This is a genomic window from Bifidobacteriaceae bacterium, from assembly GCA_031281585.1.
Taxonomy (GTDB): Bacteria; Actinomycetota; Actinomycetes; order Actinomycetales; family WQXJ01; genus JAIRTF01.
This window is the reverse complement of record JAITFE010000137.1, coordinates 1-26713: the sequence shown is the minus strand read 5'-3', so window position 1 is coordinate 26713 and position 26713 is coordinate 1. Positions and strand designations below refer to the sequence as shown.

At 70.0% G+C, this 26713-nt stretch carries 29 protein-coding genes; 10 read left to right on the top strand and 19 right to left on the bottom strand.

The genetic code is table 11. From position 1 onward, the window contains the following. Positions 1–1086: 1,4-alpha-glucan branching enzyme (gene glgB / locus LBC97_14525; GenBank protein MDR2567245.1), on the top strand; the 1086-nt coding region annotated here is incomplete at its 5' end. Between the two features lie 15 nt (positions 1087–1101). Here the strand turns inward: glgB and LBC97_14520 are convergent. The 4 genes from LBC97_14520 to LBC97_14505 form a co-directional block, all read right to left on the bottom strand. Further along, a complete protein-coding gene (locus tag LBC97_14520; GenBank protein ID MDR2567244.1) occupies positions 1102–1656 on the bottom strand; it encodes a transposase in 555 nt (184 codons plus the stop codon). Between the two features lie 251 nt (positions 1657–1907). Continuing rightward, positions 1908–2789 (bottom strand): tetratricopeptide repeat protein, encoded by an 882-nt coding sequence (locus LBC97_14515; GenBank protein ID MDR2567243.1) that lies wholly within the window; start codon positions 2787–2789, stop codon positions 1908–1910. A gap of 16 nt (positions 2790–2805) precedes the next feature. Beyond that, positions 2806–3849 (bottom strand): hypothetical protein, encoded by a 1044-nt coding sequence (locus tag LBC97_14510; GenBank protein ID MDR2567242.1) that lies wholly within the window; start codon positions 3847–3849, stop codon positions 2806–2808. Beyond that, complete coding sequence (locus LBC97_14505; protein ID MDR2567241.1) at positions 3846–5516, bottom strand: hypothetical protein; 1671 nt, start codon at positions 5514–5516, stop codon at positions 3846–3848. The genes LBC97_14510 and LBC97_14505 overlap by 4 nt, the downstream gene beginning before the upstream one ends. 211 nt (positions 5517–5727) lie before the next feature. Between LBC97_14505 and LBC97_14500 the strand changes: the two genes are divergently transcribed. From LBC97_14500 to LBC97_14490, 3 genes are read left to right on the top strand one after another with little or no spacing between them, the layout of a single operon-like run. Further along, positions 5728–7680 carry a hypothetical protein gene (locus LBC97_14500; protein MDR2567240.1) on the top strand — a complete coding sequence of 651 codons (1953 nt, stop codon included), beginning with the start codon at positions 5728–5730 and terminating at the stop codon, positions 7678–7680. 14 nt (positions 7681–7694) lie between these two features. Next, the gene (locus LBC97_14495) at positions 7695–9377 is read left to right on the top strand and encodes a hypothetical protein (protein ID MDR2567239.1); all 1683 of its coding nucleotides are present in this window, start codon (positions 7695–7697) and stop codon (positions 9375–9377) included. A gap of 52 nt (positions 9378–9429) precedes the next feature. Further along, a complete protein-coding gene (locus LBC97_14490; protein MDR2567238.1) occupies positions 9430–10005 on the top strand; it encodes a hypothetical protein in 576 nt (191 codons plus the stop codon). Here the strand turns inward: LBC97_14490 and LBC97_14485 are convergent. From LBC97_14485 to LBC97_14455, 7 genes are read right to left on the bottom strand one after another with little or no spacing between them, the layout of a single operon-like run. Beyond that, positions 10002–10901, bottom strand: coding sequence for an alpha/beta hydrolase (locus LBC97_14485; GenBank protein ID MDR2567237.1), 900 nt, complete (start codon positions 10899–10901; stop codon positions 10002–10004). The genes LBC97_14490 and LBC97_14485 overlap by 4 nt on opposite strands. Before the next feature lie 29 nt (positions 10902–10930). Beyond that, positions 10931–11719, bottom strand: a complete 789-nt coding sequence (locus LBC97_14480; protein ID MDR2567236.1) for an alpha/beta fold hydrolase — start codon at positions 11717–11719, stop codon at positions 10931–10933. 3 nt (positions 11720–11722) lie between these two features. Then, the gene (locus tag LBC97_14475; GenBank protein ID MDR2567235.1) at positions 11723–12406 is read right to left on the bottom strand and encodes a DUF3159 domain-containing protein; all 684 of its coding nucleotides are present in this window, start codon (positions 12404–12406) and stop codon (positions 11723–11725) included. Next, positions 12403–12783, bottom strand: coding sequence for an OB-fold nucleic acid binding domain-containing protein (locus LBC97_14470; GenBank protein MDR2567234.1), 381 nt, complete (start codon positions 12781–12783; stop codon positions 12403–12405). Before LBC97_14470 ends, LBC97_14475 begins: the two co-directional genes overlap by 4 nt. Beyond that, the gene (locus tag LBC97_14465) at positions 12783–13487 is read right to left on the bottom strand and encodes a DUF3710 domain-containing protein (protein ID MDR2567233.1); all 705 of its coding nucleotides are present in this window, start codon (positions 13485–13487) and stop codon (positions 12783–12785) included. The genes LBC97_14470 and LBC97_14465 overlap by 1 nt, the downstream gene beginning before the upstream one ends. Before the next feature lie 2 nt (positions 13488–13489). Further along, a complete protein-coding gene (gene dut, locus LBC97_14460) occupies positions 13490–13969 on the bottom strand; it encodes a dUTP diphosphatase (GenBank protein ID MDR2567232.1) in 480 nt (159 codons plus the stop codon). A gap of 30 nt (positions 13970–13999) precedes the next feature. Further along, positions 14000–14302: a DUF4193 domain-containing protein gene (locus tag LBC97_14455; protein ID MDR2567231.1), complete on the bottom strand. Its 303-nt coding sequence runs from the start codon at positions 14300–14302 to the stop codon at positions 14000–14002. Positions 14303–14570: 268 nt separating this feature from the next. Here LBC97_14455 and LBC97_14450 point away from each other — a divergent pair, with 268 nt between their 5' ends. Then, a complete protein-coding gene (locus tag LBC97_14450; protein MDR2567230.1) occupies positions 14571–15674 on the top strand; it encodes a DUF3071 domain-containing protein in 1104 nt (367 codons plus the stop codon). Positions 15675–15678: 4 nt separating this feature from the next. Here the strand turns inward: LBC97_14450 and msrB are convergent, their stop codons facing one another. Then, entirely contained in the window at positions 15679–16674 is a 996-nt protein-coding gene (msrB, locus tag LBC97_14445) for a peptide-methionine (R)-S-oxide reductase MsrB (protein ID MDR2567229.1), read from the bottom strand. Positions 16675–16735: 61 nt separating this feature from the next. On the opposite strand from msrB, the gene LBC97_14440 reads away from it, so the two are divergent. The 5 genes from LBC97_14440 (at position 16736) to LBC97_14420 (ending at position 21282) form a co-directional block, all read left to right on the top strand. Then, positions 16736–18145 carry an NAD(P)H-quinone dehydrogenase gene (locus LBC97_14440; GenBank protein ID MDR2567228.1) on the top strand — a complete coding sequence of 470 codons (1410 nt, stop codon included), beginning with the start codon at positions 16736–16738 and terminating at the stop codon, positions 18143–18145. A 163-nt stretch (positions 18146–18308) separates the two neighbouring features. Continuing rightward, complete coding sequence (locus LBC97_14435) at positions 18309–19355, top strand: NAD(P)-dependent alcohol dehydrogenase (GenBank protein ID MDR2567227.1); 1047 nt, start codon at positions 18309–18311, stop codon at positions 19353–19355. Positions 19356–19401: 46 nt separating this feature from the next. After that, on the top strand, positions 19402–20277 hold the full coding sequence (gene map, locus LBC97_14430) for a type I methionyl aminopeptidase (protein ID MDR2567226.1): 876 nt from the start codon (positions 19402–19404) through the stop codon (positions 20275–20277). Positions 20278–20376: 99 nt separating this feature from the next. Next, positions 20377–20523, top strand: coding sequence for a hypothetical protein (locus tag LBC97_14425; protein ID MDR2567225.1), 147 nt, complete (start codon positions 20377–20379; stop codon positions 20521–20523). Between the two features lie 63 nt (positions 20524–20586). Continuing rightward, positions 20587–21282: a nitroreductase family protein gene (locus LBC97_14420; GenBank protein ID MDR2567224.1), complete on the top strand. Its 696-nt coding sequence runs from the start codon at positions 20587–20589 to the stop codon at positions 21280–21282. Between the two features lie 32 nt (positions 21283–21314). Here the strand turns inward: LBC97_14420 and hisG are convergent, their stop codons facing one another. From hisG to rpe, 7 genes are read right to left on the bottom strand one after another with little or no spacing between them, the layout of a single operon-like run. Then, the gene (gene hisG, locus LBC97_14415) at positions 21315–22163 is read right to left on the bottom strand and encodes an ATP phosphoribosyltransferase (GenBank protein ID MDR2567223.1); all 849 of its coding nucleotides are present in this window, start codon (positions 22161–22163) and stop codon (positions 21315–21317) included. Beyond that, positions 22163–22426: a phosphoribosyl-ATP diphosphatase gene (locus LBC97_14410; GenBank protein ID MDR2567222.1), complete on the bottom strand. Its 264-nt coding sequence runs from the start codon at positions 22424–22426 to the stop codon at positions 22163–22165. The genes hisG and LBC97_14410 overlap by 1 nt, the downstream gene beginning before the upstream one ends. Before the next feature lie 59 nt (positions 22427–22485). Beyond that, positions 22486–23013: a 6,7-dimethyl-8-ribityllumazine synthase gene (gene ribH, locus LBC97_14405; GenBank protein MDR2567221.1), complete on the bottom strand. Its 528-nt coding sequence runs from the start codon at positions 23011–23013 to the stop codon at positions 22486–22488. Then, entirely contained in the window at positions 23010–24323 is a 1314-nt protein-coding gene (gene ribB / locus LBC97_14400; protein MDR2567220.1) for a 3,4-dihydroxy-2-butanone-4-phosphate synthase, read from the bottom strand. The genes ribH and ribB overlap by 4 nt, the downstream gene beginning before the upstream one ends. Further along, positions 24320–24883 (bottom strand): riboflavin synthase, encoded by a 564-nt coding sequence (locus LBC97_14395; protein ID MDR2567219.1) that lies wholly within the window; start codon positions 24881–24883, stop codon positions 24320–24322. Before LBC97_14395 ends, ribB begins: the two co-directional genes overlap by 4 nt. A 2-nt stretch (positions 24884–24885) precedes the next feature. Then, the gene (gene ribD, locus LBC97_14390; GenBank protein ID MDR2567218.1) at positions 24886–25920 is read right to left on the bottom strand and encodes a bifunctional diaminohydroxyphosphoribosylaminopyrimidine deaminase/5-amino-6-(5-phosphoribosylamino)uracil reductase RibD; all 1035 of its coding nucleotides are present in this window, start codon (positions 25918–25920) and stop codon (positions 24886–24888) included. Further along, positions 25917–26561, bottom strand: a complete 645-nt coding sequence (gene rpe / locus LBC97_14385) for a ribulose-phosphate 3-epimerase (protein MDR2567217.1) — start codon at positions 26559–26561, stop codon at positions 25917–25919. Before rpe ends, ribD begins: the two co-directional genes overlap by 4 nt. Positions 26562–26713: the final 152 nt, after the last annotated feature.

The following is a 26713-nucleotide window of genomic DNA, read 5'->3' as shown; positions in this document are numbered from 1 at the left end:
CGCGGGGAGCACCCGGACTGGGGCACGCTGGTGTTCAACTTCGGGCGCACCGAGGTGCGCAACTTCCTGGTGGCGAACGCCTGCTACTGGCTGGAGGAGTTCCACGCCGACGGCCTGCGGGTGGACGCGGTCGCCTCGATGCTGTACCTGGACTACTCGCGCGAGCCGGGCCAGTGGACCCCGAACGCCTACGGCGGGCGGGAGAACTTGGAGGCGATCTCGTTCCTCCAGGAGACCACCGCGACGGCCTACAAGCGTTACCCCGGGATCGTCATGGTGGCCGAGGAGTCCACCGCCTGGCCGGGCGTGACCGCCCCGACCTCCGGCGGCGGCCTGGGCTTCGGCCTCAAGTGGAACATGGGCTGGATGAACGACACCTTGCGCTACATGCGCGAGGACCCGGTCAACCGCAAGTACCACCACGGCGAGATCACGTTCTCGATGGTCTACGCCTTCTCCGAGAACTACTGCCTGCCGCTCAGCCACGACGAGGTGGTCCATGGCAAGGGCTCCCTCCTGGCCAAGATGCCCGGCGACCGCTGGCAGAAGCTGGCCAACCTGCGCGCCCTGTACGCCTACATGTGGTCCCATCCCGGCAAGCAATTGCTGTTCATGGGCAGCGAGTTGGGCCAGGAGGGCGAATGGTCGGAGCGCTGGTCGCTCGACTGGTGGCTTTTGGACCAGCCGGACCACGCCGGCCTGGCCGCGTTGGTCAAGAACCTCAACTCGCTGTACCGCGAGCACCCCGCTCTGTGGGACCAAGACTCCGATCCGGGCACTTTCGAGTGGATCGACTCCGACGATGCCGACCACAACGTTTTGGCCTATCTCCGCAAGTCGCGTGACGGGCGCCAGTTGGCGGCCGTCGTGAACTTCGCCGGGGTTCCCCAGGAGGGCTACCGGTTGGCGTTGCCGCTGGGCGGCCGGTGGCAGGAGATCCTCAACACGGACGCGACCGCCTACGGCGGCTCCGGCGTGGGCAACCTGGGCGCGATCGAGGCGGAGGACCTGGAATGGCACGGCCGCCCGTATTCGGCGTCGATCCGCGTCCCCCCACTAGGCGCCGTCTGGTTCACCCCCGCGTAAAAACGGGGACGGTACCTATTTCCGCCCGTCGGCGCCGCCCTTCCGCGGGCGGCCGCCCTTGCGGCGGGGAAACGGCTCGGCCAGGGAGGGGGGCGCCCGAAGGGCATCCTCCTCTTGTTGCCTGAGAGCGCCAAGATCGGCCAACTGCGCCAAACGGGCCGTGTCCGTCAGGCCGTCTGGGCTGGTCCAGGCCCGGCGCGAACTCCAGCGGTAATCGGCCGGTTCCTTGGCCAAACCGCCGGAGACCGGGTTGAGATGGATATAGGTCACCGCCACGCCGAAATACGCTTCGTCCTCAACGGGCTTGCTCTTGAAGCGATCTTGAAAGAGGTGTCCAACCCGCTTGTGGCGGCGGTTGAAATAGCCGACGTGGCGTACCCCCAGCCGACGGAAGAAGCTGCTGAGTTGCTCCGACTCGGCCTCGATCAAGAAGTGGGCGTGGTTGGGCATCAGCGCGTAGGCGAGCACGCGCACTCCAGCGCAATCCCCGGCCTCGGCCGCAAGTCGGAGATAACGACGGTAATCGTCGGCGTCCTTGAAGATGGGCATCCTGTCCACTCCGCGGACCATCGCGTGATAGATGCCGGACTCAGATGGGATTCTTGGAGGTCTTGCCATTGTGATGCCTGCCGGTCTTGAGTAGGGGCTTTGGCTGAATGCTATCGCGCGGCCGCCGCCGCGCCCGAGGGCGTCAGCACGATCTCGCCAGGCGGGCAACCGGGATTGGGATGACGGGCAGGGCGGAGGCGGAGGATCGGCCAGAAATGGGGACGGTACCTGTTTCCGGCGAGCCGGAAACAGGTACCGTCCCCATTTCTGGTCTAGAAGAGGAGCGAGGTCAGGCGGCGGCGCGCTTGCGCCACCGCCGGGTCGTCCGGGCCCGCCACCTCGAACAGGTCTAGAAGCCGAAGGCGCAGGGTTTCCCGGTCCTCCGGAGCGGCCTTGGCCATGGCGCTGAGCAGGCGGTTGAAGCCCTGGGCCGAATTGCCGGAGGCCACCTCCGCATCCGCCGCCGCCAGCGTGTCCTCAAGGGTGGCGCCTTGGGCGTCGGCGCGCGCGCCCGCGTCCCCGGCGGCATCCAAGCGCTCCAGCAACTCGACCTGCGCCAGGGCCGCCTTCGCGACCGCGTCCGCAGGCGCCTCGGCCAACGCCTTGGCGAAGGCGGCCTTGGCCGCCCCGAGGTCGCCGCGTTCCAGCGCGTCATAGCCTTCCTGATGAAGTGGCGGCGTGGGCGGGGCGGCCGGCGCAGCCGGCGCCGCGGCGTCGATTGTCCCCGTCACGCCCACCGTGGCGGCTGCCTTCAGCAACTCGTCGAAGAACTGCTTGACCGCCTCCGCGGGCAGCGCCCCGTTGAACAGCGGCACGGGCTGCCCCTGCACCACCGCCACGACGGTCGGCACCGATTGAACCTGGAACGCGGCGGCGATCTGCGGGTTCTTGTCCACATCGACCTTGGCCAGCATCAGCCGGCCGCCGTATTCGCCGACCAGGCGCTCCAGAATGGGGCTGAGCTGCTTGCACGGCTCGCACCAGGTGGCCCACAGGTCGATCACCACCGGCACCGTGGCCGATTGCGCGACCACGGCCTTGAAGGCCTCCTCCCCCTCCACGTCCACAACGTAGGCGGACCCGGCGGGCGGGGGCGCGGCATCGGCGGCCTTTGCCAGATCGGGCACGGACGAATCGGCGAAACGTTCGGTCATGGTGCTGCTACTCCACTCACTCCACTTGTGCCGCCGTGGCCAGATCGTACACGGCGACAACTCTGATTGGCTGATCGCTGCCCGCGGGCGGCACCGCCAGAACCACGGACTCAAGGTATTCGACATGGGCGGACTTGGACATCCGCAGCGAGGAGGCACCCAAACCCAGGTAGCCTTGCGCGCCGCCGATGTCCGTGTAGATGCCCTCCGCGGGCGTGACGGACACGTCCACGACGGACTTGACCTGGCCGAAGACAAGCGCGCCCGAATCGGCTGTGGACAGGGCGGACACGGATCCCTCGACCGGCGTCGACAGGGCGTTCACGGAGATGTCCGCCAGGCCACGGGAATTGTCACGCCAACTCTTGACCAAGACCGACCAACGCTCACGCGCCGGGTCCGGGTCCACCCCGTCTTTGGGCGCCGTGTCCAGGAGCGCCGCCGCCTCCCCGGCCGGATCGTCTTTGGCGGCGGCGTAGGCCGCCAGCGCGGCGACCGGCGAGACCAGGGTCCTCTCCGAGTTCGGTTCGACCACGTCGGAGCCGACCCCGGCCGGAGCAGCCGACGGCACCGTCGCCCCGGGCAGCATCCGCGCCCATAGCGACAACTTGTAGGGGCTGCGCGCGTCGCGCTGCTCGAGCTGGTAGATGAACGGCGCCTCGGTCGGCTCCGCGTCCGTCACCACCACGAATGAGCGCGGCCATGTCGCCGACCGGGCCACGATCTGCCCGTCGGCGAAACGGGTGCCCAATTCGAGCGGCTGTTCGTCCGGATTCGCCGCTTTGGCGGCGTAATGGGCCTGGACCATTGCCAAGGCGGCCCCGCCGACCCTCCCGGCCAGCGCCGCCGGGTCGGACTCCGCCTGCGCCTGCTCCAATTCGGCCGAAAGCTCCTGCAGAATGCGCTCTATCTGGACGTTTAGGACCACCGGCGGCGGCTCGGCCGGCCGCGGCGGCGGGGCGACCTCCGGCACGGGCTGCGAGCAGCCGCCGAGGATGGCCGCGGCCAGCCCGGTCACCACGATGGCGGTCGCGCGGGCGCGTCTGACATGGCGTTTCACTGTTCGCCCCCCTCGCTCGACTGCATCTGCACGGACAGCCGGGAGGAGTTGGCGGAGCTCTGCCACACCGGGATCTCGCCGGTCGACCGGCCCGCCACGTGCAAGGCCTCCGCGGCCGCCCGCTCGGCTTCGCGGATCTGGCGCCGGGTCAGCCCCGCGGCGGAACCGGCTCCGGCGGCGGCCGCCATCGCGGCGGCGATGGTCTCCGCCGCCTCGTCCGCCACAGGCGTGTGGGTTTGGCGCAGGGCCTCGATCTTCTGGGCCGGGGTGGCCGGCTGCGGGGGCGCCCCGGCGCCTCGTTGCGGCAGCCCGTAGCGGCTGGGCGCCGGCGTCGGCTCGTAGCGGCCGGATTCCTCCGGCAGGTCCGCCAGGCTTGGCAACGGGCCGATCGCGCCGGGCGGCTGGGTGGCGCCGAACGCCGGCGAGTCGACCGCTTGGAACCCGGCGAAGGCGGACGGCCGTCCGGCTGACTGTTCCAGGCTCGGCTCGGGTTCCGGCCAACCCCGCGGCCGGGCGCCACGCGTGCGCGGCGGCCAGACCTCCTCGCCTGCGGCGTCCACCCCGGCCTCGGCCAGCGGGCCGGCCGCGCCCGCGTCCGCGCGGGCGAATTCGGGTTCGGCTTCGGATTCGTCCAGGTCGGCGTAGCGCGGATCGGGCGCCGCCAGACGCTCCCAGTTCCGGTTGGGGGTGGCGAGCCCCAGGTCAAGCTTGGGTTCAGGCGCCGCGGGCGGCGGCTCCTCCGGCGGCGGCTCCTCCACCGGAGCGAGCGGCCGGCGGCGGAACCAGCGCCTCTTGGGCTTGGCGGGCGGAGCCGGTTCAGCGGCCTCCCCGTGGTCGGCGGGATCGGCGGTTTCGGCCGGTTCGGCCGGCCCCGCTCCGACCTCGCGCGCCGAGGCGTCATCTGACAAACCGGTGCCCAGGGGCGGGGCACCGCCGGCGCCGACCGCCGCTAACTGTGGCACGGCCGCGACGGGGCTGGCCTCGCGAACGGGCCCAAGGTCTGGTGCCAGTTCCCCGGTTGCGTAGCCGAACCGGTCCTCGGCGCCAACCCGCCCGCGTTTGACGACCAGACCCAGGCCGCCCACGACAACCAGGAGTATGCCCACCGCCACTCCGGGCCAAAGCAGCGGCGTGCTGACCACCTGCGGCCAAGTCATGGTGATCTCGGCTTCCTCCAGGCTCACCGCCGCGCCCTCGCCGCCGGCCCCGGCCGGGGCTATCACCAGGGACCAGCGCCCCTCTTCGGCCTTCTCCCATTTGATCAGACCGCCGCTGGAGTACTCGCGCGCCACGACCCACAAGTCCGACCCGACGGCGGCCGCGAGCGGCTCGTTGGAGCCGGACTCGCGGACCGTGAAGGTGTGGCGGTTGGCGAACCCGGTCAGGTGCTCCGCCGGCGAATCGGCAAGCCAAGCCGTCACATCGGTGTCCCGGCCGATCGCCACAACCACCGGTTGAGTAGATTTAACGGCGATTTCCACGGTCCTTGCTTGAGCTTCCATCACACCGGGCTCGGCCACGACCGCCTGGATGTACGGGCCCGCCTTGTGGGTGGCGCTGACATGGTCCGGCGGCCGCCACACGGTCGCCGAAGCCACGGCCAGACCGGCTGCTACCAGCCCTAATCCAATGGCTGTTCCGGCCAGCCAAGGTCTCACCACACTCATCCCTTTGCTCAAGTAGTCGGCCCAAGTTCAGCTCATTACCCTAACGGTTGGACTGACAAGCCTTCCAACCGGGTCCCAGAAGGGGCCGAAACACGACAGTCGAAGAGCCGTACAGGTAAGGGTTCCCAAGGTCCCAGACTTACCAGTAGGCTAATGTCGCTGCGTGTAAACTGCCGGGAACTCCCTGGCGCCCCGTCCATGGAGGTTTTCAGTGTCTAACTATGGGTTCCCCACCGCGGTGCGCGGTTACGAACGCCAAGCCGTTGACAAACAACTCGAGACCCTGGAGGAGAACCTATCCTCCGCCCAAGGTCAGGTAGACGAACTCGAATCTCGCATCACGGCCTTGGGGGCCGAGTTGAACGAGGCCCACCGACAACTTCGGGAAGCCGAGCGCCCAAGCTACTCCGGGCTGGGCGCCCGCATCGAGCAATTGATGCGGTCGGCCGAAGAACAGTCGATGGACGTGCTCAATCAGGCTCGTTCCCAATCCTCCGCGCTCTTGGCGCGGACCAAGCTCGAAACCGACCAGCTAAAGGCGCAAGCCGAGAACGAGGTCGCCGAGATGCTGGCGACAGCCCGCCGCGAAGCCGAGGCGACGCTGGCCGCCGCGCAAGCCGAGGCGGAGGCGGAGTTGACCAACGCCTCGCGCCGGGCCGAGGAGATGGTCGGCTCCGCGGAGCGCGAAGCCGCGCGCGTGATGGGCAACATCGCCTCCGAAGAGGCCGAGCGCCGGGCCGCCTTGGAGCGCGAGATCGCGGCGCTGACCGCCTCGGTCGAACGCGAGACCACCGAGTTGCGGGTCAACGCCGAGCGCGAGGCCGCCGAGTTGCGTTCCTCCGTGGCCGTCGAGGTCGCCTCGCAGCGAGAAGACGCCGAGCGCTATTCCACGCAACTGCGGTCCGCCGCCGAACAGGAGACCGCGGCTCTGCGCCTTGCGACCGACCAAGAGACGTCGCAGCTCAGGGCCGAGGCCGAAGAGTACGCGACCCAAACCCGCACCGCCGTCCAGCGGGAGGCCCAAGAACTCAGGGCCACCGCGGAGAACGAAGCCTCCGAGCGCCGGTCGGCCGCCGACCAGTATTCGCAGCAAGTGCGATCCAACGCCGACCAGTACGCCCAGCAGCTGCGGTCGGACGCGGAGCAGTACGCCCTCCAGATCCGGTCGGAGGCCGAGCACTACGCCCAGCAGACCAGAGCCGACGCGGAACAGTTCGAGCAGGCCACCCGTTCGGCGGCCGAGCTGGCCGCCCACGAGCTGCGCAACTCGGCCGAGCGGGAGGCCACCGATCTGCTGTCCTCCACCAGCCGCGAGGCCATCGAGCTGAAGGAGTCGGCCGACCGCTACGCCACCCAAACCCGCACCGAAGCCGAGCGCGCGGCCGCCGAGCTTTACGAGGACGCGCGGGCCCGCGCCGAGGAGTTGACAACCCGCTCGGAGCGGGAAGCCTCCACGCTGTTGGCGGAGGCCAAGAAGCAGGCCGCCGCCTTGACCGAACGGGCCGAGGAATGGCGGGCCGAGTCGGAGATCGAGATCGCGCAACGCATCGAAGCGGCCGAAGCCGCTAACGCGGAGCGCTTCGAGTCATCCAAGGCCAAAGCCGACCGCCTCATCGCGGAAGCGAACGCTCGCGCCGAAGAGGCCGAGGAGCGGGTTGCCCAGGCCCTCGCCCGGGCGGAGAAGCTCCGGCACGATGCCGACCAGCAGGCTTCCGACCTTCTCGCCAACGCCCGCCGCAACGCCGACCGGGTGGTCCAAGACGCCCGCTCCTTCGCCGACCGCACGGTCAGCGAGGCCGTCGAGGAGGCGGAGCGGGAGCGCATCTCCGTTCAGCGTCAGGTGGACGACCTCAACCGCCAGCGCGAGTCGATCACCGGCTATCTCGAGGAACTGCGCGGGCTGCTCGGCGCCACGCCAATGCCCAACATTGACGCGGTGCTGGATTCGGCGCCCGCCCCGACGGCCCTGCCGCCGGCCGGCGAGCCGGAGGCCTTTGGTTACGAGTACGAACCGGTCGCCTATGACGCCGAGGTCTACGACGCGGAACTGGCCGAGGAGGACTACGGGGATTCGGTCGAGGTGATCGAGCAAGTCACCCAGGCCGAGTTGTTCACCGAAGCCGAGGCCTTGGACCCGGACGCGGAGTCAGACCAGACTGCCTGAAGCAGTAATTTCTTATGGTCAGCGAGGAACCGCGCGCCGCTGAGCTTGAGGCGGCACTCGCCCAGACGCGGGAGCGAGCCTTAGCCCTGGTGCGCCGGGGTCAGATGCTGGCGGCCGAATTGGATCAGGTCCGCTCCCAGTTGGCGGATCAGGCCTGGCGCCAGCCCGGCCGCCGCCATGGCCAGGTCGCGGAGTTCGCCGGGCAACTCGAGGCGGAGGTCGCCAGCCGACTGGCCGCAGTCGAGGAGCACGCCGCCCAACTGGGCCGGGACGCGGACGCGGCCGCCAAGTGTGAGCTTCTCCAGGCGGAGCATTCCCATGAGACGTTGGTCGCGTTGGCGCACCGCGAATTGGAGGACCTGAAGGCCTCAACGGCCCGCCGCGCGCAGGGCGCGCGGGAGGACGGCCAACGCCGCGCCCGTGAGGTGATCGCAGGGGCCCAGCGCCGTGCGGCGGAACTGCGGGATTCGGCCAACAAGGCGGCTTTGGAGCGCCGGCAGATGATGGTCCGGGAGTCGACCGCGTTGTCCCAGAGCGCCGAACGCGAGACGCAAACCATGCGGGCCGTCGCGGAACGCGAGGCCCAGGAGTTGGTGGACGCCGCCAAACGGGAGGCCGACGAGCTGCTGACAACCAGCGCCGCCGAGTTCGAGCAGATGGTTTCGGCCGCCGCGGCCGAGGCGGCCGCCCGCCAGGGCCGGGTGCAGGCTGAAATGGATCAGCTGAAGGCCGCCGCCCGCGCCGAGGCGGACCAGGTCAGGGCGGCCGTGGACGACGAGTCGGAGCAGCTCCTGGCCGAGGTCAGAGCCCAGATAGACCGCGAGTTGACGGCCGCCGAACGCTACGCCATGGCGCAGCGCAGCCGCGCGGCCGAAGAGGCCGGACAGGTGCGTTCGGCCGCCCAAGGAGAGACGCGGGTCCTGCGGGCGGAGGCGGAGGCCTATTCCCGCTCGGTTCGGGAGGAGGCCGACGCGGCCGCCTCGGTCAGGCGCTCCGAGGCCATGATCTACGCCGCCAAGACCCGCGAGGACGCCGAGCGCGACGCGGCCACGTTGACCAGCCACGCCCGCATCGAGGCCGGCCAGCTCAAGACCGAAGCCCACCAGCAGGCGACGTCCACCCGGCTGGCCGCCGACGAATTCGCCAAGGCCCGCATCGCCGAGGCCAGGGCGGAGGCCGAGCAGTTGACGGCCACGGCCCGAGCCGAGTCCGCCGCGCTCTTGGCGGAGGTCCGGACCGAGGCGGACCGCCTGGTCGACCGCGCCCGCGAGGAGGTGGCCCGGGCCGAACGCGTCATCGCCAACCGCACGGAAGCGAACTTGGCCCGCCTGGCCGAGGACCGCGACCGGTCCATCAAGGAGGCCGAGCGCGTCCTGGCCGGGCCGGCCGAGCAGCGCTCCATCGCCACCCAGCAGTTGCTGGAGGCCCAAGAGCGAGCCTCGCGGATCATGGCCCACGCCGACGAGTACGTGGAGGTGTTGTCCGCCGGGGCGAAGGAGGAAGCCGACATCATCTTGGCGACCGCGCGCGCGGAGGCCAACCAGACCATGGACCAAGCGGTCGCCCAGGCGGAGGAGCACCGGCGCACCGAGCAACTGGCGATCGACAAGCTTCAGGTCCAGCGCCAGGCCCTTGACAACTACTTGTCGCGGCTGCGGCGCCTGGTCTCCCGCAACCTGGCCGCGCCCGGCCGCTAGGGTCGGCTTTACCCAGTTGGCGCGGGACGGCTCCGCCCGGAAGAATGGCCGCATGGCCCCCACGCTTCCGGACTTCCCCAACCTCAAGCCGCTCCCGCCGTTGGAGCATCCCGAACTCTTGGCCCAGGCCACGTTCGAGGCTTTGGCCCGGTGGTTCGCCGCCGTGCCCGATGCCGCCGCGGTGGTCGGCGTCGCGGCTATCGACCCGGCGTTGTCAGACACGGCCGCTTTGACCCAGGGCTTGGGCCTGCCGCCGGACGCCTCCGTCAACTGCGTGGTGGTGGCGGGCCGCCGGGCGGGCGTGGAGAAGGTCGCGGGGGTCGCTGTCAGGGCCACGACCCGCGCCGATGTCAACAACGCCGTGCGGCGGCTTCTGGACGTGCGCAAGGCCTCGTTCATGGCGATGGACGCGGCGGTCGCGGAGTCCGCCATGGAGTACGGCGGCATCACGCCGGTCGGCCTGCCGCAAGGCTGGCGGGTCCTCATAGACCGCCAGGTGGTGGACGGCGGCCCGGCGATCATCGGGGCCGGCGTCCGCCAGGCCAAGTTGGTCCTGCCGGGCGCGATCCTGGCCACCTTGCCGGGGGCGGAGATCGTGGACGGACTGGCCCTCGGCGCTAGCGACTAGCCGACCATGCGGCGGTAGGACTCCCGCACAAGCCTGGCTATCACGTCTGGCGCCTCCAGCGGCCCAAGATGGGCCACCCCGCTCAAGACGACCAGGCTGGCGGTGGGGCCGATCGCGTCCGCCATCTGCTCGGCGGCGGCGACCGGCGCGAACGGGTCCTCGCTGCCGGCCACAATCAGAGTTTGCAGCCCGCTGGCCCGCAGTATGCCGAGCGCGTCGGGCCGGCCGGCCATGGCCTCTTCGGCCCAGGCGACCCCGCCCGGCGTGGCCTGGTCGATCCAGTGTTCGATTGTTTCCACCAGCCCCGGCTGCGCCGCCCGGCTGACGGCGGAGATCATTTGGGCGGCCATTGGCGCCAGGATTTCGGTTGAGCTCGCCTGAAGGACTTGGCGGGCCGTCTCGAGCCGGGCCGCCCGCCCGGCCGGGTCGTCCGCGCCGGCTTTGGTGTGCATCAGGACAAGGCCGGCCGCCAGTTCGGGGGCGTCCTTGATGACGCTCATGGCCACGTAGCCCCCCATCGAGACGCCGCCCACCACGGCGCGTTTGACCCCGAGTTCGGCCAGCGACTCGATCACCGCCAGGCCGGCGGCGCGGATGGTGGCCGGGTCGATCGCGGGGCTGAACCCGGCCCCCGGCAGGTCGATCGCCAGGATGGGGAGTTCGGGCAGTTCGGCCACGACCGGCCCCCACATCGCCGAACTGAGCGGAAACGCGTGCAGCAGCACCAACGGCACCGCGCGGCCGGGCACCACCGGGGCGGCCGCGGTGAGGCGGGCGCGTTCGGCCGCTGAGAATCGGGATGTGTCGTCGTCCGGAGCCCAGGGATCGCCCAGCGCTTGGTCCAGCGCCGCGGCTCCCCGCAAGGAGCCCGCCGCTCTGACGGCCAGAATTGTCATTGGTCTCGCCTCCTGTATTCGACCCGCCGTCACCTTTCAGGCGACACTACCGTCTTCGCTTCGTGTTTGTAGAGCTCGCTGGGCCCGTCCCAAGTGGTCGGCAGCGGGCCCACGCCCGGCGCCACCACATCCACGATCGCGTCCAGCACTTGGCGGACCGCCTTCTCGCCGATCCACAGGTGCACCGCGTCCGGTCCCTCAACGACTTTGGCGCCCGGCACCATGGCGAAGCGGGCGCGGGCCTCGGCGGGTTTCAGGAACTGGTCGCGCTCCGGGACCAGCGCGGTCACCGGTTTGCGCGCGGCGGCCCATTGGATCAAGTGCTCGGAGCGGGTTTTCTTGAGGGGCGGGGAAATCGCGATCACCCCTTCCACCGGCAGGCGGGCCCCATGCATCAGCGCCAGTTCGGAGCCGAACGACCAGCCGACCAGCCAGGGCTTGGGCAAGCCCAGGCCGACCACGTGTCCCACCACCGCGATGACGTCTTCGCGTTCGGCGGCGCCGCCGTCGAACCGGCCCTCGGAGCGCCCCAGCGCCGAGCCGGTGCCCCTGGTGTTGAACCGCGCCACCGCCAGGTCCGCCAGCGCGGGGAGCCGCCACGCGGCTTTGCGCAGCAGGTGCGAGTCCATCGATCCGCCCTCGGTGGGCAGCGGGTGCAACAGGATCAAAGTGGCCCGCGCGACGCGCCCGTCCGGCGGCAACGCCAGTTCTCCCACCAAGCGGACGCGGTCCGCCGTCACCACCTCGAAGGGACGGCGCTCGGCCGGCAGGATGGTCTGGGCGCCGATCGGCTTGGCGGCCGGGCTGGGATCGCTCACAGCCTACGTCTCCGCCTCACCGGGGTCATCCGCGGGCTGCCCGGCGCCGTCTTCGTCCTTTTGCAGCACGGGCCGCATGATCAGCCAGGACACCCAGAGCAGCGCCACGAACGGCGGCGCCCCCATCGCAAGCTTGAGCGTTCCGAGAAGCGCCACCTGGCCCGCGAAGTAGAGGGGCAGCTGCACGGCCAGGCGGGCGGCGAACAGCGCCACCATCAGCCAGGTGGCCCAAGCCCCCCGCCGCACAAAAGCCTTGTCGGCCCGGAACGTCTCCAGCCGTCCCGTCGCCATGGCCGCCACCACCGCCACCACCGGCCAGCGCGCCAGGATCGAGAGCAGGCAGCCGACCAGGTAGCCGCCGTTGATCCACAGGCCGGGCGCGTAGAAGCCCTCGGCTTTGCCGCTGACCAGGGCCCACACCACGCCCAGCGCGATCCCGCCCAGGGAGGACACCGCCCCCATCACCGAGGACCGCCCGATCAGCCGGACGACCGCCAAGACCAGCGCGAGTCCGAATGCCGCCGCCAACGGCGGCCACAACCGCGGCTCTATGACGTAGACCACCACGAAGGTGAGGCCGGGCAAGACGGACTCGACCATTCCGCGCACGCCGCCCATGGCCTCGGCGAATGAGAACTCCTCCGCGACCACCGACTTCAGGCCGCGCTGGTCGCCGGGCGCGCTCATTCGCCGCCCCCCACGGGGACCAGTTCGTAATACGGGTCGCGCATCACCCGGATGGCCCCGTCCCGGGCCACCAGGCCCTGGCAAATCAGCTGCCGGCCGGGCTCAAGGCCCAAGATTTGGCGTTGGCCCAGCCAAACCACCCGGAGGTCGCCGCTTCCGTCGGTCAGCTCGACTTCGAACATGGCTTTGGGGCCGCGCGGCCCGATCGCCACGGACCGGATCACGCCCGTGACTTTGGCGGTCTCCCGGTCCCCGACCGAATTGATCGGCTTGACGCCGCCGACCCGCGCCAACAGCCGGTCGGGTTCCGCCTCAAGCGCCGGCAACGGGTCGAACACGTCGCGCAGCCAGCGCTTGACGCGCCCTCCCGGCGGCATTAGCGGACCTCGGTGATTTCCGGCCCGCGCTCCAGCAACGCCGTCGGATCGGAGCCGGCCTCCTGACCGTCCGGGGCCTTGCCCGCGCCGGGCAGCCGCAACGGCAGCGCCTCGCGGGGAGGCCGTGCGTCGGTTCCCCGCACCACCACCACGCCCGCGAACAGCTCCTCCAGGTCCTCGCCGGCCGCGCGGTCGCGGGCCGCCTTGCCGGTGATCGCGCCCCGCAGCAGCCACCTGGGCCCGTCCACACCCATGAAGCGAACCACCTGTTTGCCGGTCCGCCCCTGGGCGGTGGCCGTCGGGATCTCGGCGATCAGCTCCGGCCCGAACCGTCCCTCCGCCCGGCTGGCTTTGCCGCCCTGCTTGGCGGCCGAGCCCTCCAGTTGGTCCAGCACCTCTTCCCAGATGCCGAGGGTCTTGGGCGCGGCGTACGCCTGCAACTCCATTTGCGACCCGTCTTTCGCGACGGTCAGGGAAACCGGCCGGCCGGTGGCTTTGGCCACCCCGGCGCTGACCTTGAAGCCCGGCAGCGCCGGCAGGCGGATGGCGCCGAAGTCGACCAGGCCGTCCTTGACCGGCCGTTCCGACTCGTCAAAGGGGCCCGATGCCGTCCCGCCAGCCGCCGCTTCGGTTCCGTCCGGCCCGCCAGCCGTTAGAGCCTGGTCCTCGGACTGGTCGGACCGGCGCCGCTTGAACAAAGCCATCCCTACTCCTTCTCGGTGTCAGTTCGCGTCTGGGCCGCCAGGCCGGTCGAGCCGAAGCCGCCCCGGCCCCGAACCGATCCGGGAAGGCGTTCCACCTCGATCAATGTGGCCTCCTCGACCCGTTGGATCAACAATTGGGCTATCCGGTCGCCCCGCCGAACCGTGAACGGCGCCGAGGGATCGGTGTTGAGCAAGGTCACTTTGATTTCGCCCCGGTAGCCCGCGTCCACGGTGCCGGGCGCGTTGGCCACGGTCACCCCGTGCCTCGCTGCCAGGCCCGAACGGGGGTGGACCAAGCCCACGAACCCGTCCGGCAGCGCCAGGCTCAACCCCGTAGCCACGGTGACGCGGCCGCCGCCGGGCGGTATGACCGCGTCCTCGGCCGAGGCCAGGTCCATCCCCGCGTCGCCCGGGTGGGCGTAGGCGGGCAGGGGCATGCCCCCGTCCAGCCGGGTGACCAGCACTTCAACAGGGGTCTTCACAACGGTTCAGCCTACGTCACACGCGGCCGGTCAGGTGGCGCATTCCAGGCAAATCAGACTGCCGTCCTGGTCGGTTGACGACAGCTGGGAGATGTGGTGCACCAGGAAGCAGGAGGAGCACATGAACTCGTCGGCTTGTTTGGGCAGGACCCGGACCGACAGCTCTTCGTTGGACAAGTCGGCTCCGGGGAGTTCGAAGCCTTCGGCGGCATCGGCTTCGTCCTCGTCGACCACGGCCGCGGATTTCTCCGCGCGGCGGGCCTTCAACTCCTCCAGGGAGTCCTGGCCCAGATCCTCGTCGTTCTTTCGGGGGGCGTCGTAATCGGTAGCCATCAGTCCTTAGGTCTCATCTCGTCGGTGGTTGTCGGGGGCTCGCATGGAACGCTCGTGGCGGAGGGATTATTCCGTACCGGATCGCGCGACAGGGTAGCACGTTCCGCGCCCCTGGTGTGAACCAAGGGTGACGGCCGCACCGGATTTGCGCTTTCGGGCGTTCGAGGCGGGTGAGACTTCCGGCACGCCGACTCCGCCTGCCCGGCCGACGGCCCCACCTGTGCCAAGCTCGTGAGGACTAAGCACTCGCTGGCGCGGAAGGATTGGGATGAACGAGTTGACGTTTGTGCGGGCCGATGACGACCGGCTGATCTGCGCCGATCAGGCCGGGGAGGAATTCGCCGTCGCCATCAGCGCCGAATTGCGGGCCGCCGTCATCGGGGCGAAGCGCTCTCAGGCCCCGGACGCGCCGGTGCAGATTCCGGAGGTGCTGCGGCCCAAGGACATCCAGACCCTGGTCCGCGCCGGCACCAGCCCCGCCGAGTTGGCCGAGGCGTCAGGCCTTGACCTGGAGCACATCAACCGTTACGCCGCGCCCGTGCTGGACGAACGCGAGTATGTGGCGCGCCAGGCCCGCCGCCTCGCCCTGCGGCATGACCCGGGCGAGCGGACCATTGAAGATCTGGCGTTTGACCGGGTCGCCCAGCAGGGCGTAGACCCGGACCTACTGGTCTGGGACGCCGTGCGGGAGCCGGGCGGGTGGGTGGTGCGCCTCGACTTCGAAGCCGATTCGGGACCGGTCCGCGCCCGTTGGCAAGTCGACCTGGCGGGCCGTTCGCTGACGGCCTTGAACGACCAGGCCCATTGGATCGGCCGGGGCGACGAGCCGGACCGGCCTATTCCCCCGCTGCGGCATTTGAGCGCCGTTCCGGGGAGCGGCGATGACGCCCCGGACGGCGACCTCCACCCGGAGTTCGAGGACGGGGCCGACGACTCGCCGGTGTCGCTGCTCGACGGCTTGATGAGTCATCGCGGCCTGCACCAGCCGGTCGGATTCGCGGACGAGGCCCGGCCGGTGGACGGCCGGGCCGACGTGCTGGAGCTGCGTCAGCCGGACGAGCCACCCACGGAGGTCTGGCCGGACGATCCGGACGCCGACCCGTTCGAGGACCAGAACCGGTTCAACGAGACGGAGCCGACCTTCTGGGGCGCGCGTGGCGGCGCTGAGGGCGGCACGTTGTTCGAGCAGGCCCCGGTCGAGTCCAGGCCCTATGTCGAGCCGTTCCTGCCAATGGAGGACGAGGGCGCGTCGGAACCAGAGCCGGAGCCCGAGCGCCCGCCGACGCGCAGCTCCCGCTCGCAGGCCAAGCGCTCCTCGGTGCCCAGTTGGGACGAGATCGTCTTCGGGTCGGCTCGCACCGACCAGGAGTAGCTGGTCAGCCCCGCGGGGATTCGACCAACGGCAGGTATTCGGCGTAGCCCCGTGCGGCCATCTGCTCCTTGGGCACAAACTCCAGGGCGGCCGAGTTGACGCAGTAGCGCAGGCCGCCCAGGTCCGCCGGGCCGTCGTCGAAGACGTGGCCCAAGTGGGCTCCCGATCCGGCCGACCGGATTTCGGTGCGCACCCGGCCGTAAGACCGATCCTCAAGCTCCACCACAGCTTGAGGGATTGGCCGCGCGAAGGCCGGCCAGCCGCAGCCCGCGTCGTACTTCTGGCTCGACGCGAACAATGGCACTCCGCTGGTCACGTCCACGTAAACGCCGGGCTCGAAGGTCTGGTCGTATTCGCCCGTGAACGGGGCCTCCGTGGCCCCCGTCTGGGTGACGGCGCGCTGGATCGGCGTCAGACGGGCCAAACGGGCCGGATCGGCAGCCGAGCCGCTGGGGCGCGCGGACGGGGCTGGGACGCCCTCCACGGCATCGGGCGCGTCCGTTGCCTCGCCGGCCGCCGCCATCCGGGCCGGGGAGATGTGGCAATAGCCGCCCGGGTTCTTCGCCAGGTAACGCTGGTGATACTCCTCGGCCGGGGTGAAGTTGGCCAGCGGGCCCGATTCGACCGCGATCGGCTCGCGGTGGCGGCGCTGCAAAGTCGCCAACTCAAGTTCGACCGCGGTCTGGTCGGCCGGGTCGGTCCAGTAGACGCCGGTGCGGTACTGCGGGCCCGCGTCGTTGCCCTGGCGGTTGACGGACACCGGGTCGATCACGTCGAAGAGCCTCAGCAAGTAGAAACGGAGCGGCGCCACCGCCGGGTCGTAGGTCAGGCGCAGCGCCTCGACATGGCCCGACCCGGCGCACACCTCCTCATAGCCGACCGGGTCGCCGGTGGGACCGTTCGCGTAGCCCACCTCGGTCCCCACCACGCCGGGCAGGCGGGAGAAGTACTCCTCGACGCCCCAGAAACAGCCGCCGGCCAGGAAAATCTCTTTCGTCATGGCGCCACCTTAGCGGCTGGTAAGTTTGGGAAGAGTCAAAGCTAAGGAAAGATGGGGCTACATGACCAACGTGGTGATCATTGGCGGCGGGCCGGGGGGTTACGAAGCGGCCCTGGTCGGGCGGCAGCTTGGCGGACAGGTCACCCTGGTGGAACGGCGCGGACTGGGCGGTTCGGCCGTGTTGACGGACGTGGTGCCGTCCAAGACCCTCTCGGCGGTGGCCGAGGTCATGACCCGGCTGCGCGGCGCGGGCTCGCTGGGCCTGCGCATGGCCGACGGCTCCAGCGACCTGGCCGGCGCGATCGGGGTCGACATGTCCAAAGTGCACCAGCGCATCCGCGAGTTGGCGAAGGCGCAAAGCGAGGACATCGAGCGGCAGCTGCTGGCCGACGGTGTGCGGGTGGTCCAAGGCACGGCCCGCTGCGCCACCAAGTCGCTGATCATCGCCTCGACGGAGCACGGCGACCAGGTGCTCCCGGCCGACGTGCTGCTCATCGCCACCGGCGCCCGGCCGCGCGAATTGCCGGCGGCCACGCCGGACGGCGAGCGGATCTTCACCTGGGCCCAGATTTACGACATGGACACCCTGCCCGAACGGCTGATCGTGGTGGGCTCCGGCGTCACCGGGGCGGAGTTCGCCTCCGCCTACCGGGCTTTGGGGGTCGACGTGACCCTGATCTCCTCCCGCCACCAGGTGTTGCCCTCCCAGGACGACGATGCCGCCCGGCTGATCCAGGAGTCGTTCCAAGAGCGCGGGATTGTCATCCACAACGACGCGAGGGCGGTCTCGGCCGAACGCCGGGGCGACGGTGTGGTGGTCGGTTTGGCGGACGGACGCAGCGTGGAGGGTTCGCACTGCCTCATGGCGGTGGGCTCCATCCCGAACACCACCGGCATTGGCCTTGAGGACCTGGGCGTGGCCCTGACCGCCTCCGGGCACGTGATGGTGGACCGGGTCTCGCGCACTTCCGTCCGGGGTGTCTACGCCGCCGGGGACTGCACCGACGGTTTCGCTCTGGCCTCCGTGGCGGCCATGCAGGGACGGATCGCCATGTGGCACTCCCTGGGGGACGCGGTCGCGCCGATCAACTTGAAAGAGGTCGCCTCCAACGTCTTCACGGCGCCGGAGATCGCGACGGTGGGCGCCACCCAAGCCGAGATCGACTCCGGCGCCCTCAACGCCCGCTCCGTCATGCTGCCGCTGCGGGGCAACGCGCGAGCCAAAATGAAGGGCCTCAGCCAGGGCTTCATCAAGATCTTCTGCCTGCCAACCACGAACATCATTGTGGGCGGCGTGGTGGTGTCCCGTTGGGCCTCCGAGTTGATCTTCGCCCTCTCGGTGGCGGTCAAGAACAAGCTCACCGTGGACCAGTTCGCCGAGTCGTTCACGGTCTACCCGTCGTTGACGGGCTCGCTCGCCGAGGCCGCCCGCCGCCTCCACGGCGCGGAGGCCGAGGTCATCCTCTACTGAGCCGCGACCAAGCGGGCGGCTTTGCCGAACGGCGGGCTTTCGGCCTATTAGACCCGGCTGGACAGGCAGGCTAAAGTAGGTCTTTAGGCCTGGTCCACTCCCCCGGACGGCTTGCGGACGGGCGGGCGGCCAAGCGAGACCCAACCAAGGCAAAGGAGCCACTATGTCCACAATGAAGGCGATTCGACTGGTCCGGCCCGGCGCATGGCCGGAGTTGCGCGAAGTCCGCGTCCCCACCCCCGGGCCCGGCCAGGTCCTGCTGAAGGTCACCGCCGCCGGCCTCTGCCATAGCGACATCGCCGTCATGGAGCACTTCGCCGCAGCGCTCAACTACCCGCTCCCCATGACGCTGGGCCACGAGTGCGCCGGCACGGTCGTGGACGCCGGCGACGGCGTCAAACACCTGGTCACATTGGGCGAGGACGTGCTGGTCTACGGCCCTTGGGGCTGCGGCCGCTGCCGCCAATGCGCGGAGGGCTATGAGAACTACTGCTACAACGCCACCGCCCGGCGCATCACCCCCCCGGGTCTGGGCCACGACGGCGGGGCCGCCGAATACATGCTGGTCGACCGGGCCCGCTACCTGGTTCCGATCAAAGACCTCGACCCGGTCAAGGCCGTGCCCCTGACCGACGCGGCCCTGACGCCGTATCACGCCCTCCAGCACTCCCGCGCCAAGCTCGACGCGAACTCCTACGCCGTGGTGTTCGGCGTGGGCGGCCTTGGCCACACCGCCATCCAGCTGATCAAGCATTTGACGCCCGCCCGCGTCATAGCGCTGGACGTGTCCGAGGCGCACTTGGAATTGGCCCGCCAGGTCGGCGCGGACTACGCGGTCAAGTCCAACGAGGACGCGGTCGAGTTGGTTCGCGACCTGACGCACGGTCAGGGCGCCGAGGTGGTGTTTGACTTCGTCGGCGTGCAGCCGTCGATCGACCTTGGGGCCAAACTCACCAAGGTGCGCGGCGACTGGAACATAGTCGGCATTGGCGGCGGCCGGGCCACAGTCGGGTTCGGCGTGGTTCCCTACGAATGCAACGTCTTCGCCCCCTACTGGGGCACCCGTGGCGAACTCTACGACGTGGTCGCCCTGGCCCGGCGCGGTGTGATCGACATCCACACGGAGGAATACCCCCTCGAACAGGGCGTGGACGTCTACAAGCGCCTCCACGAGGGCAAAGTGATCGGCCGCGCGGTCCTCAAACCCTGAGCCGTTCCGCGAGCCGGTTGTTCGCCGTCGCCCTAGGATGGACGGCGTGCCAGTTACCAAAGGCCGCGTTTCGCCTGTGCGACCGGTCCCCAAGTCGATCCCCCGGCCAGAATACGTCGGCAAGGCCCGGCCCGACTCGGAGCCGTGGCCCGGCTCGGAGGTCAAAGACGCTCAGACCATTGAGCGTGTGCGGCGCGCCTCGCGCGTGGCCGCAGACGCCCTGGTCGAAGTCGGCCGACACGTCCGGCCGGGGGTGACCACGGACTACTTGGACGGCATCGGGCACCAATACCTGGTCGAACGCGGCGCCTACCCCTCGACGCTGGGGTACCGGGGCTTCCCCAAGTCGCTCTGCACCTCCCTCAACGAAGTCATCTGCCACGGCATACCCGACTCGACCGTGATAGCGGACGGGGACATCGTCAACGTCGACGTCACCGCCTTCCTCGACGGCGTGCACGGCGACACCAACGCCACCTTCCTGGCGGGCGACGTGGACCAGGAGTCGCGGCTGCTGGTGGACCGCACCCGCGAAGCCCTCATGCGCGGCATCAAGGCGGTCAAGCCGGGGCGGGAGGTCAACGTGATCGGCCGCGTGATCGAGTCCTACGCCAAACGGTTCGGCTACGGGGTCATCCGCGACTACACGGGGCACGGGGTGGCCGAGGCGTTCCACTCCGGGCTGATCATCCCGCATTACGACGCGGCGCCCCGGTTCGACGACGTGATCGAGGTCGGGATGGTCTTCACGATCGAGCCGATGCTCGCCCTGGGCACCTACGACTGGCGGTTGTGGGACGACGACTGGACGGTTGTAACGGCTGATCTGAAGCGATCCGCGCAGTTCGAGCACACCATCGTGGTGACGCCGACCGGCGCCGAGATCCTGACGCTGCCTTCGCCGAGTCCTCCCCAGGGATGACCCGGGCGGGCGGGCCGCCGCCCCCGGGATGACCGACCACGATCCGAAATCATCGGGTGGGCGGAGGCGCTTTCGAGCCTCACAGCGCATCGTGGATGTATGAGGAAGGATGAAGGCACGCACGTTTGGCTCGGCCACTTGGCCGCCCTCGGCCTGGGGATTTTGGGCCTGGTTCTAACCGCGCAACTGGTGGCGGGCGCCTTGGGGGGCCTGGTGCTGGGAACGCTCTCAGGGCTGACGCCCTGAGGCTCCGGACCGACCCGGTCTCCGCACCCCAGTCCGGGGCGCGGATGCGCTAGCATCGCCGTCATGTCTAGCGCCACACCTTTTCAAGCCAAAGAGCACGCCCAATCCAAGTTCCTCGCCTCGCTTCACTTCCGCCGGGCCATCAAGGGGTTCGACCCGGAGCGCCGCCTCGAACCGGCCGATTTCGACTTCATCTGCGAGGCCGGTCGCCTGGCCCCCTCCTCGAACGGACTGGAGCCCTGGAACATAATCGTCCTGGCCGAACCCGGATTGCGGGCCAAGTTCGTGGAACGCACCGGCGTGTCGTTAGAGCAGGCCGGGAAAGCCTCGCACCTGGTGGCCATCACGGCCAAGACCGCCAAGGGGATTGACCCGTCCGGCGACTACCTGGCCCACATCGGAGCCACCGTCCAGGGCATGTCGCCCGAGTTGATCGCGGCCTGGCGGGACCGCCTCAAGAACTTCCTGACCAACCGGATCGGGGTCTACGGCAGCGCGGACGCCACGTTCGGCTGGACGGCCCGCCAGGCCTACCTGGCGCTGGAGAACATGTTGGTCGCGGCGGCCGTGATCGGGGTGGACTCCTGCCCGCTGGAGGGGCTCCAATACGACCAGGCCACCGCCGTCCTGGCGGAGGCCGGACTGATCGACCCGGAACTGGACGCCTTCGCCGTCGCGGCGGTCTTCGGCTACCGCTCCGTCGACCCGAAGCGGCCCCAGGCCCGCCGGCCCCTGGAAGAGGTCGTCACCTGGGCGTGAGCCCGGCGGCGCGGTTGGCGGACCGTCCGGGGCTAGATTCGGGCGGCCTTGATCTCCGTCACCAAGATGCCCCGTGCGCCAACCTCGTAGAGGCGGTCCATCAACTCGTTGGTGGACTTGGCGGGCACAACCGCCCGGACCGCGGCCCAGCCCTTGTTGTGCAACGGGGAAACCGTGGGGCTCTCCAGGCCCGGAGTGATGGAGACCGCCCGCTCCACCGCGCCGATGGGCACGTCGTAGTCCATCAGCACATACTGCGAGGCCACCAGCACGCCTTGGAGGCGCCGCGTGAGCCTGGCCAGCCCGTCGTTGTCTGACAGGCCGTGGCGGCGCCGGATCAAGACCGCCTCCGATTCGAGCAGCGGCTCGCCGAACACCGCCAGCCCCGCCGCCCGCAGGGTGGTGCCGGTCGACACAACGTCGGCGATCGCGTCCGCGACTCCCAGTTGGATGGCGCTCTCCACCGCCCCGTCGAGCCGCACCACCTCCGCCTCGACTCCGCGTTCGCGCAGGTAATCCCCCACCAACACCGGGTAGGAGGTCGCCACCCTGAGCCCCGTCAACGCCTCGACGCTGGAGGCCGCCCCCGGCCGGGCGGCGAACCGGAACGTCGAGCCGCCAAAGCCCAGCCGCAGATGCTCAATCGCGGCCGCGCCCGAATCGAGCAGCAGGTCGCGTCCCGTGATGCCCGCGTCGACGGTGCCGGAGCCCACGTAGACGGCTATGTCGCGGGGCCGCAGATAGAAGAACTCCACGTCCGCCGCCGGGTCCAGCAAGACCAGTTCGCGGGCCTCGCGGCGCTGCGCGTAGCCGCAGTCGCGCAGCATCTGGATGGCGGCCTCGCTCAGCGAGCCCTTGTTCGGAACGGCGATTCTCAGCATCAGAGTTTCTCGTAGACCTTCTCCAGCGGCACGCCCCGCGCCACCAGCATCAATTGGATGTAATAGAGCAGTTGGGAGGCCTCCAGGGCGACCTGTTCGTCGGATTCGTATTCGGCGGCGATCCACGTCTCGCCCGCCTCCTCGATCAGCTTCTTGCCGATCGCGTGCACCCCGGCCTTCAGCAGCCGGGCGCTGCCCGAGTCCGGCGGCCCCGCCTGGGCCCTCCCCAACAATTCGACATAGAGCTGGTCAAACGTCTTCACAAGGCCCCAAGCCTACTGGGCCGCCGCTTGACCAGCCAAGATGGCTTGCTCCGGGCGGGTCAACGCCTCGAGGCCAGGCCCAGCATGGCCAGGACCGCCTGGGCCGCTTCCGCGCCCTTGTCCTCGCTGGAGCCGGGCAGTCCGGCCCGCGCCAGCGCCTCCGCCTCGTTGTCGCAGGTCAACACCCCGAAGCCGACCGGCTTGCCCGTGTCCAGGGCCACCCTGCCCAACCCCGACGTGGCCGCCTCGCAGACGTATTCGAAGTGGGGGGTGCCGCCCCGGATGACCACGCCCAGAGCGACCACGGCGTCCGCCTGCGGGAGGGGCTCGTCGCTGCCGGCCCGCAGGGCCGACCGGCCCCCGCGTCCCTCCAGCGCCCATTTGGCCGCCAGCGGCAACTCGAACGCTCCCGGCACCCGCGCTACCCAGAACTCTGCCCCCGACCGCTCCAAGACGCGGACGGCGCCCGCGACCAGGCCGTCCATTACCTCCCGGTGCCACTGCGACGCCACCACGGCGACCAGCCAAGGCACCCCCGACGGGTCGAACCCGCTCCCCGCCAGCTCAGGCGCGCCGCCGCCGCTCACGCGCTCGCCCCGCTCCGTTGGCCGTCCAGCTCGCCGTCCCAGCGGCCCTGGCGGGCGGCGCCGAATTCTCCGCCCACGTGCAGGTTGTGTCCCAGCTGCAACGCCTTGGTGTCCAGGTAGCCGGAGTTGTGGGGTGTCCGGCCGACCTCCAGGCGCTCCACCCGCGCCACTTCCACGCCGAGCGCCGCCAGCCCCTCGACCTTGGCGGGGTTGTTGGTCAGGAGCACAATCGGCTCCATGCCCAGGTCTTTGATCATGGCGGCGGCCGCGCCGTACTCCCGCCGGTCCACGGGCCAGCCCAGTTCCAGATTGGCCTGGACGGTGTCCCGCCCAAGGTCCTGCAGGGCGTACGCGTCGATCTTCGCCTTCAGACCGATCCCCCGCCCCTCATGGCCGGCCAGATAGATCACGGCGCCGCCCTCCGAGTTGGCGCGTTCCAACGCCGCCGCCAACTGCGCCCCGCAGTCGCAACGCTGCGAGGCGAACGCGTCGCCCGTCAGGCACTCCGAGTGGACCCTGACCACGCTGCCCGCCCGCGAACGGGCCACCAGCGCCACATGCTCTTGGCCGGTCCTCAGGTCGCGGTAGCCGTGGATGTCGAAATCCCCGTGGGCGGTCGGCAAGAACGCCTTCCCAGTCGCCACGACCCGGGCGCCCGCCGCCGCCGATGCCGTCGGGGCGCCTTCGCTCGGCACGTCCCCTTGGGCCCGCCGCCAGGCGATCAGGTCGGCGATCGTCAGCAGCACCAAACCGGCCTCCCCGGCGATCGCGGCCGCGTCCGCCAGGCGCATCATGGACCCGTCTTCCCTGACCATTTCCGCGATAGCGGCGACCTGGGGCAAGCCGGCCAGGCGGCACAGGTCCACGGCGGCCTCCGTGTGCCCGCCCCGGTGCAACACCCCGCCGGCCACCGCCCGCAGCGGCAGCACGTGGCCGGGCCGGATGAGGTCGCCCGCCCCGGAGGCCGGGTCGGCCAAGACCCGCAGGGTGGCCGCCCTGTCGGCCGCCGAGATCCCGGTGGTGACGCCCCGCGCCGCGTCCACGGTGACCGTGTAGGCGGTCCGCCGGGGATCCTCCGAGTTGGGGACCATCAGCGGGAGGTTGAGGGCGTCAGCCCGCTCGGCCGTCATCGGCGCGCACAGGTAGCCGGACGAATGGCGGATGATCCAGGCGATCCAGTCCGGATCGACGTTCTGGGCGGCGATGATCGCGTCGGCCTCGTTCTCGCGGTCGGCGTCATCCGCCACCAGAACGGGCCGCCCGGCTTTGATGGCGTCGAGCGCCTCCTCCACCGTGCCAGTCCGGATCATCGCTGGACCAGCCGCTCAAGGTACTTGGCCACGATGTCGACCTCCAGGTTGACGGTGTCGCCGACTTTCAGCCCGCCCAAATTGGTGCCCGCCAACGTGGCGGGGATGAGCGAGACGGAAAAGACGGCATCGTCCACCGCCACCACCGTCAGCGAGACGCCGTTGATGGCGATCGACCCCTTGCGGGCAATGTACTTGGCCAGGCTGGCGGGCGCCGCGAAGGCCAGGTTGCCGTCCTCGCGGGCGGCCAGAGCGCCCACCCCGTCCACATGGCCCTGGACAATGTGGCCGCCCAGCCGGGCGTCGGCCCGAAGCGCCCGCTCCAGGTTGACCGGCTGGCCGGGGGCCAGCGAGCCCAGATTGGTGCGGCGGAGGGTCTCCGCCATGACGTCCGCGCCGAAACTGCCCTGGTCTATGTCGGTGATGGTCAGGCAGACGCCGTTGACGGCGATCGAGTCGCCCAGTTTCGCGTCCTCCAGGACGGTCCGGCTTTCGACACCCAACCGGGTCGGGGTCGCCTCGACGACTCGCCCGACCTCTTCGATCAAACCTGTGAACATGGCTACCTTCCGACCTCAATGAACACGTCGTCCCCGATCCGCTCCAGGTGTCTGGTGCGCCAGCGCAGAGCGCCGTCCACCGACTCTATGCCCAATTGCCCCAACGAGGCCAAACCGCCCGCCCCGAGCAGGGCCGGGGCTATGTAACAGTCAAGTTGGTTGACCAGGCCGGCGCGGAGGAAGGCCGTCGCCACCGTCGGGCCGCCCTCAACCAGCAGGTGGGTCACCTGCAGCCCGGCCAGTTGTCGCAGCGCCTGGGCCGGATCATGCGTTTTGATGTGGAGGTATTCAGGACAGCCGATCGCGCGCTCCCCCACCACCACCCGCAGCGGTTGGTGCTCGTAGAGCGTGCCGTCCTCGTGGCGGGCGGTCAGCTTGGGCCGGTCCGCCAGGAAGGTGCCAGTGCCGACCATGATCGCGTCCACCTCGGCTCGCTTGCGGTGGGCGTGGGCGCGCGAGGGCGCGCCGGTGATCCACTGCGAGGAGCCGTCCGCCGCCGCCACCCGCCCGTCCAGGCTCGCGGCCAGTTTGAGGGTTACATAGGGCCGCCCGGTGGTCATGGCGTGGACCCAAGCGCGGTTCAGCGCTATCCCGCGTTGCGGGTCGGCGTCGCCTTCCACTTGGACCCCGCGATCAGCCAGGTAGGCGGCGCCGCCCGTCGCGGCCGGATTCGGGTCGGTCAGCGCGTAGACCACCCGGCTGACGCCGGCCTCCGCCAAGGCGCGGCTGCACGGCCCGGTGCGGCCATGGTGGTTGCAGGGCTCCAGCGTCACGTAGGCGGTCGCCCCGCGGGTGTCGGCCATCCCGGCGCGGGCGTCCGCCAAAGCCGCCACCTCCGCGTGGGGCGTGCCCGCCCCCCGGTGGTAGCCCTCGCCTATGACAAAGCCGCAACGGTCCGTGACAACGCAGCCCACCCGTGGGTTGGGCCCGTGCTTCGGTCCCAGTTCCGCCAGGGCGAATGCCCTGGCCAGGGCCTCGTCCGGTTTCAGAAGACATTTCGACGGGGCTGTCGAAGCGGCGTCCGGCGGCCGGTTCAACGAGCCAGCTCCCGCAGCGCGCGGATTTCGGCCGCCGGGTCCTGGGCGCCGAACACGGCCGAACCGGCCACAATCACGTCGGCGCCGGCCTTGGCGATTCTGGGCACCGTCTGGCGGTCGGCCCCGCCGTCGATTTGCAGTTTGACGGGCCGGTCCCCCACCAAGGAGCGCGCCTGCGCCAACTTGGCGAGCGAGCGCTCAATGAAGTGCTGGCCCCCAAAACCGGGTTCCACCGACATGATCAGGATCATGTCGAGTTCGTCCACCAGGTTTTCCAGCGCCGCGACCGGCGTGGCCGGGTTGACGGCGACGGCCGCCTTGGCGCCCTGGGCGCGTATTTCCCTGGCCAGCCTGACCGGCGCCTTAGCCGCCTCCAGGTGGAATGTCACGGAAGTGGCACCCGCCGCCGCGTATTCGGCCGCGAACCGGTCCGGGTTGGCGATCATCAGGTGCACGTCGGTCGGCAGGGGGCTGATCTGGGCGATTCGCCGGATCACGGGCAGCCCAATGGTCAGATTCGGCACGAAGTGGCCGTCCATGACATCGAGATGAACCCAATCGGCGCTGGCTATTCGCTCCAGTTCCCGTTCCAGATTGGCGAAATCGGCTGTCAGAATCGATGGCGCAATCTCAACCGGCACTGCTACAGGGTACCGCCCTGCGACCGGCCGGTGGGGTGCGCGTCAGTTTTGTTGGTGGGCGTGTGGGACCTGGGTTGTCTGGGGTGCGGACCTATCCCAGATTTGGTTGTATCGGCGGCCGCCTTGGTTGTCTTGGTCGTTTGAGCGGTGGA

Coding starts and splice junctions, on each gene's coding strand:
- LBC97_14520 (MDR2567244.1), bottom strand. CDS start 1,656: ATGGTCCGCGGAGTGGACAGGATGCCCATCTTCAAGGACGCCGACGAT.
- LBC97_14515 (MDR2567243.1), bottom strand. CDS start 2,789: ATGACCGAACGTTTCGCCGATTCGTCCGTGCCCGATCTGGCAAAGGCC.
- LBC97_14505 (MDR2567241.1), bottom strand. CDS start 5,516: ATGAGTGTGGTGAGACCTTGGCTGGCCGGAACAGCCATTGGATTAGGG.
- LBC97_14495 (MDR2567239.1), top strand. CDS start 7,695: ATGGTCAGCGAGGAACCGCGCGCCGCTGAGCTTGAGGCGGCACTCGCC.
- LBC97_14490 (MDR2567238.1), top strand. CDS start 9,430: ATGGCCCCCACGCTTCCGGACTTCCCCAACCTCAAGCCGCTCCCGCCG.
- LBC97_14485 (MDR2567237.1), bottom strand. CDS start 10,901: ATGACAATTCTGGCCGTCAGAGCGGCGGGCTCCTTGCGGGGAGCCGCG.
- LBC97_14475 (MDR2567235.1), bottom strand. CDS start 12,406: ATGAGCGCGCCCGGCGACCAGCGCGGCCTGAAGTCGGTGGTCGCGGAG.
- LBC97_14470 (MDR2567234.1), bottom strand. CDS start 12,783: ATGCCGCCGGGAGGGCGCGTCAAGCGCTGGCTGCGCGACGTGTTCGAC.
- LBC97_14465 (MDR2567233.1), bottom strand. CDS start 13,487: ATGGCTTTGTTCAAGCGGCGCCGGTCCGACCAGTCCGAGGACCAGGCT.
- LBC97_14455 (MDR2567231.1), bottom strand. CDS start 14,302: ATGGCTACCGATTACGACGCCCCCCGAAAGAACGACGAGGATCTGGGC.
- LBC97_14450 (MDR2567230.1), top strand. CDS start 14,571: ATGAACGAGTTGACGTTTGTGCGGGCCGATGACGACCGGCTGATCTGC.
- msrB (MDR2567229.1), bottom strand. CDS start 16,674: ATGACGAAAGAGATTTTCCTGGCCGGCGGCTGTTTCTGGGGCGTCGAG.
- LBC97_14440 (MDR2567228.1), top strand. CDS start 16,736: ATGACCAACGTGGTGATCATTGGCGGCGGGCCGGGGGGTTACGAAGCG.
- LBC97_14435 (MDR2567227.1), top strand. CDS start 18,309: ATGTCCACAATGAAGGCGATTCGACTGGTCCGGCCCGGCGCATGGCCG.
- LBC97_14425 (MDR2567225.1), top strand. CDS start 20,377: ATGAGGAAGGATGAAGGCACGCACGTTTGGCTCGGCCACTTGGCCGCC.
- LBC97_14420 (MDR2567224.1), top strand. CDS start 20,587: ATGTCTAGCGCCACACCTTTTCAAGCCAAAGAGCACGCCCAATCCAAG.
- hisG (MDR2567223.1), bottom strand. CDS start 22,163: ATGCTGAGAATCGCCGTTCCGAACAAGGGCTCGCTGAGCGAGGCCGCC.
- ribB (MDR2567220.1), bottom strand. CDS start 24,323: ATGATCCGGACTGGCACGGTGGAGGAGGCGCTCGACGCCATCAAAGCC.
- LBC97_14395 (MDR2567219.1), bottom strand. CDS start 24,883: ATGTTCACAGGTTTGATCGAAGAGGTCGGGCGAGTCGTCGAGGCGACC.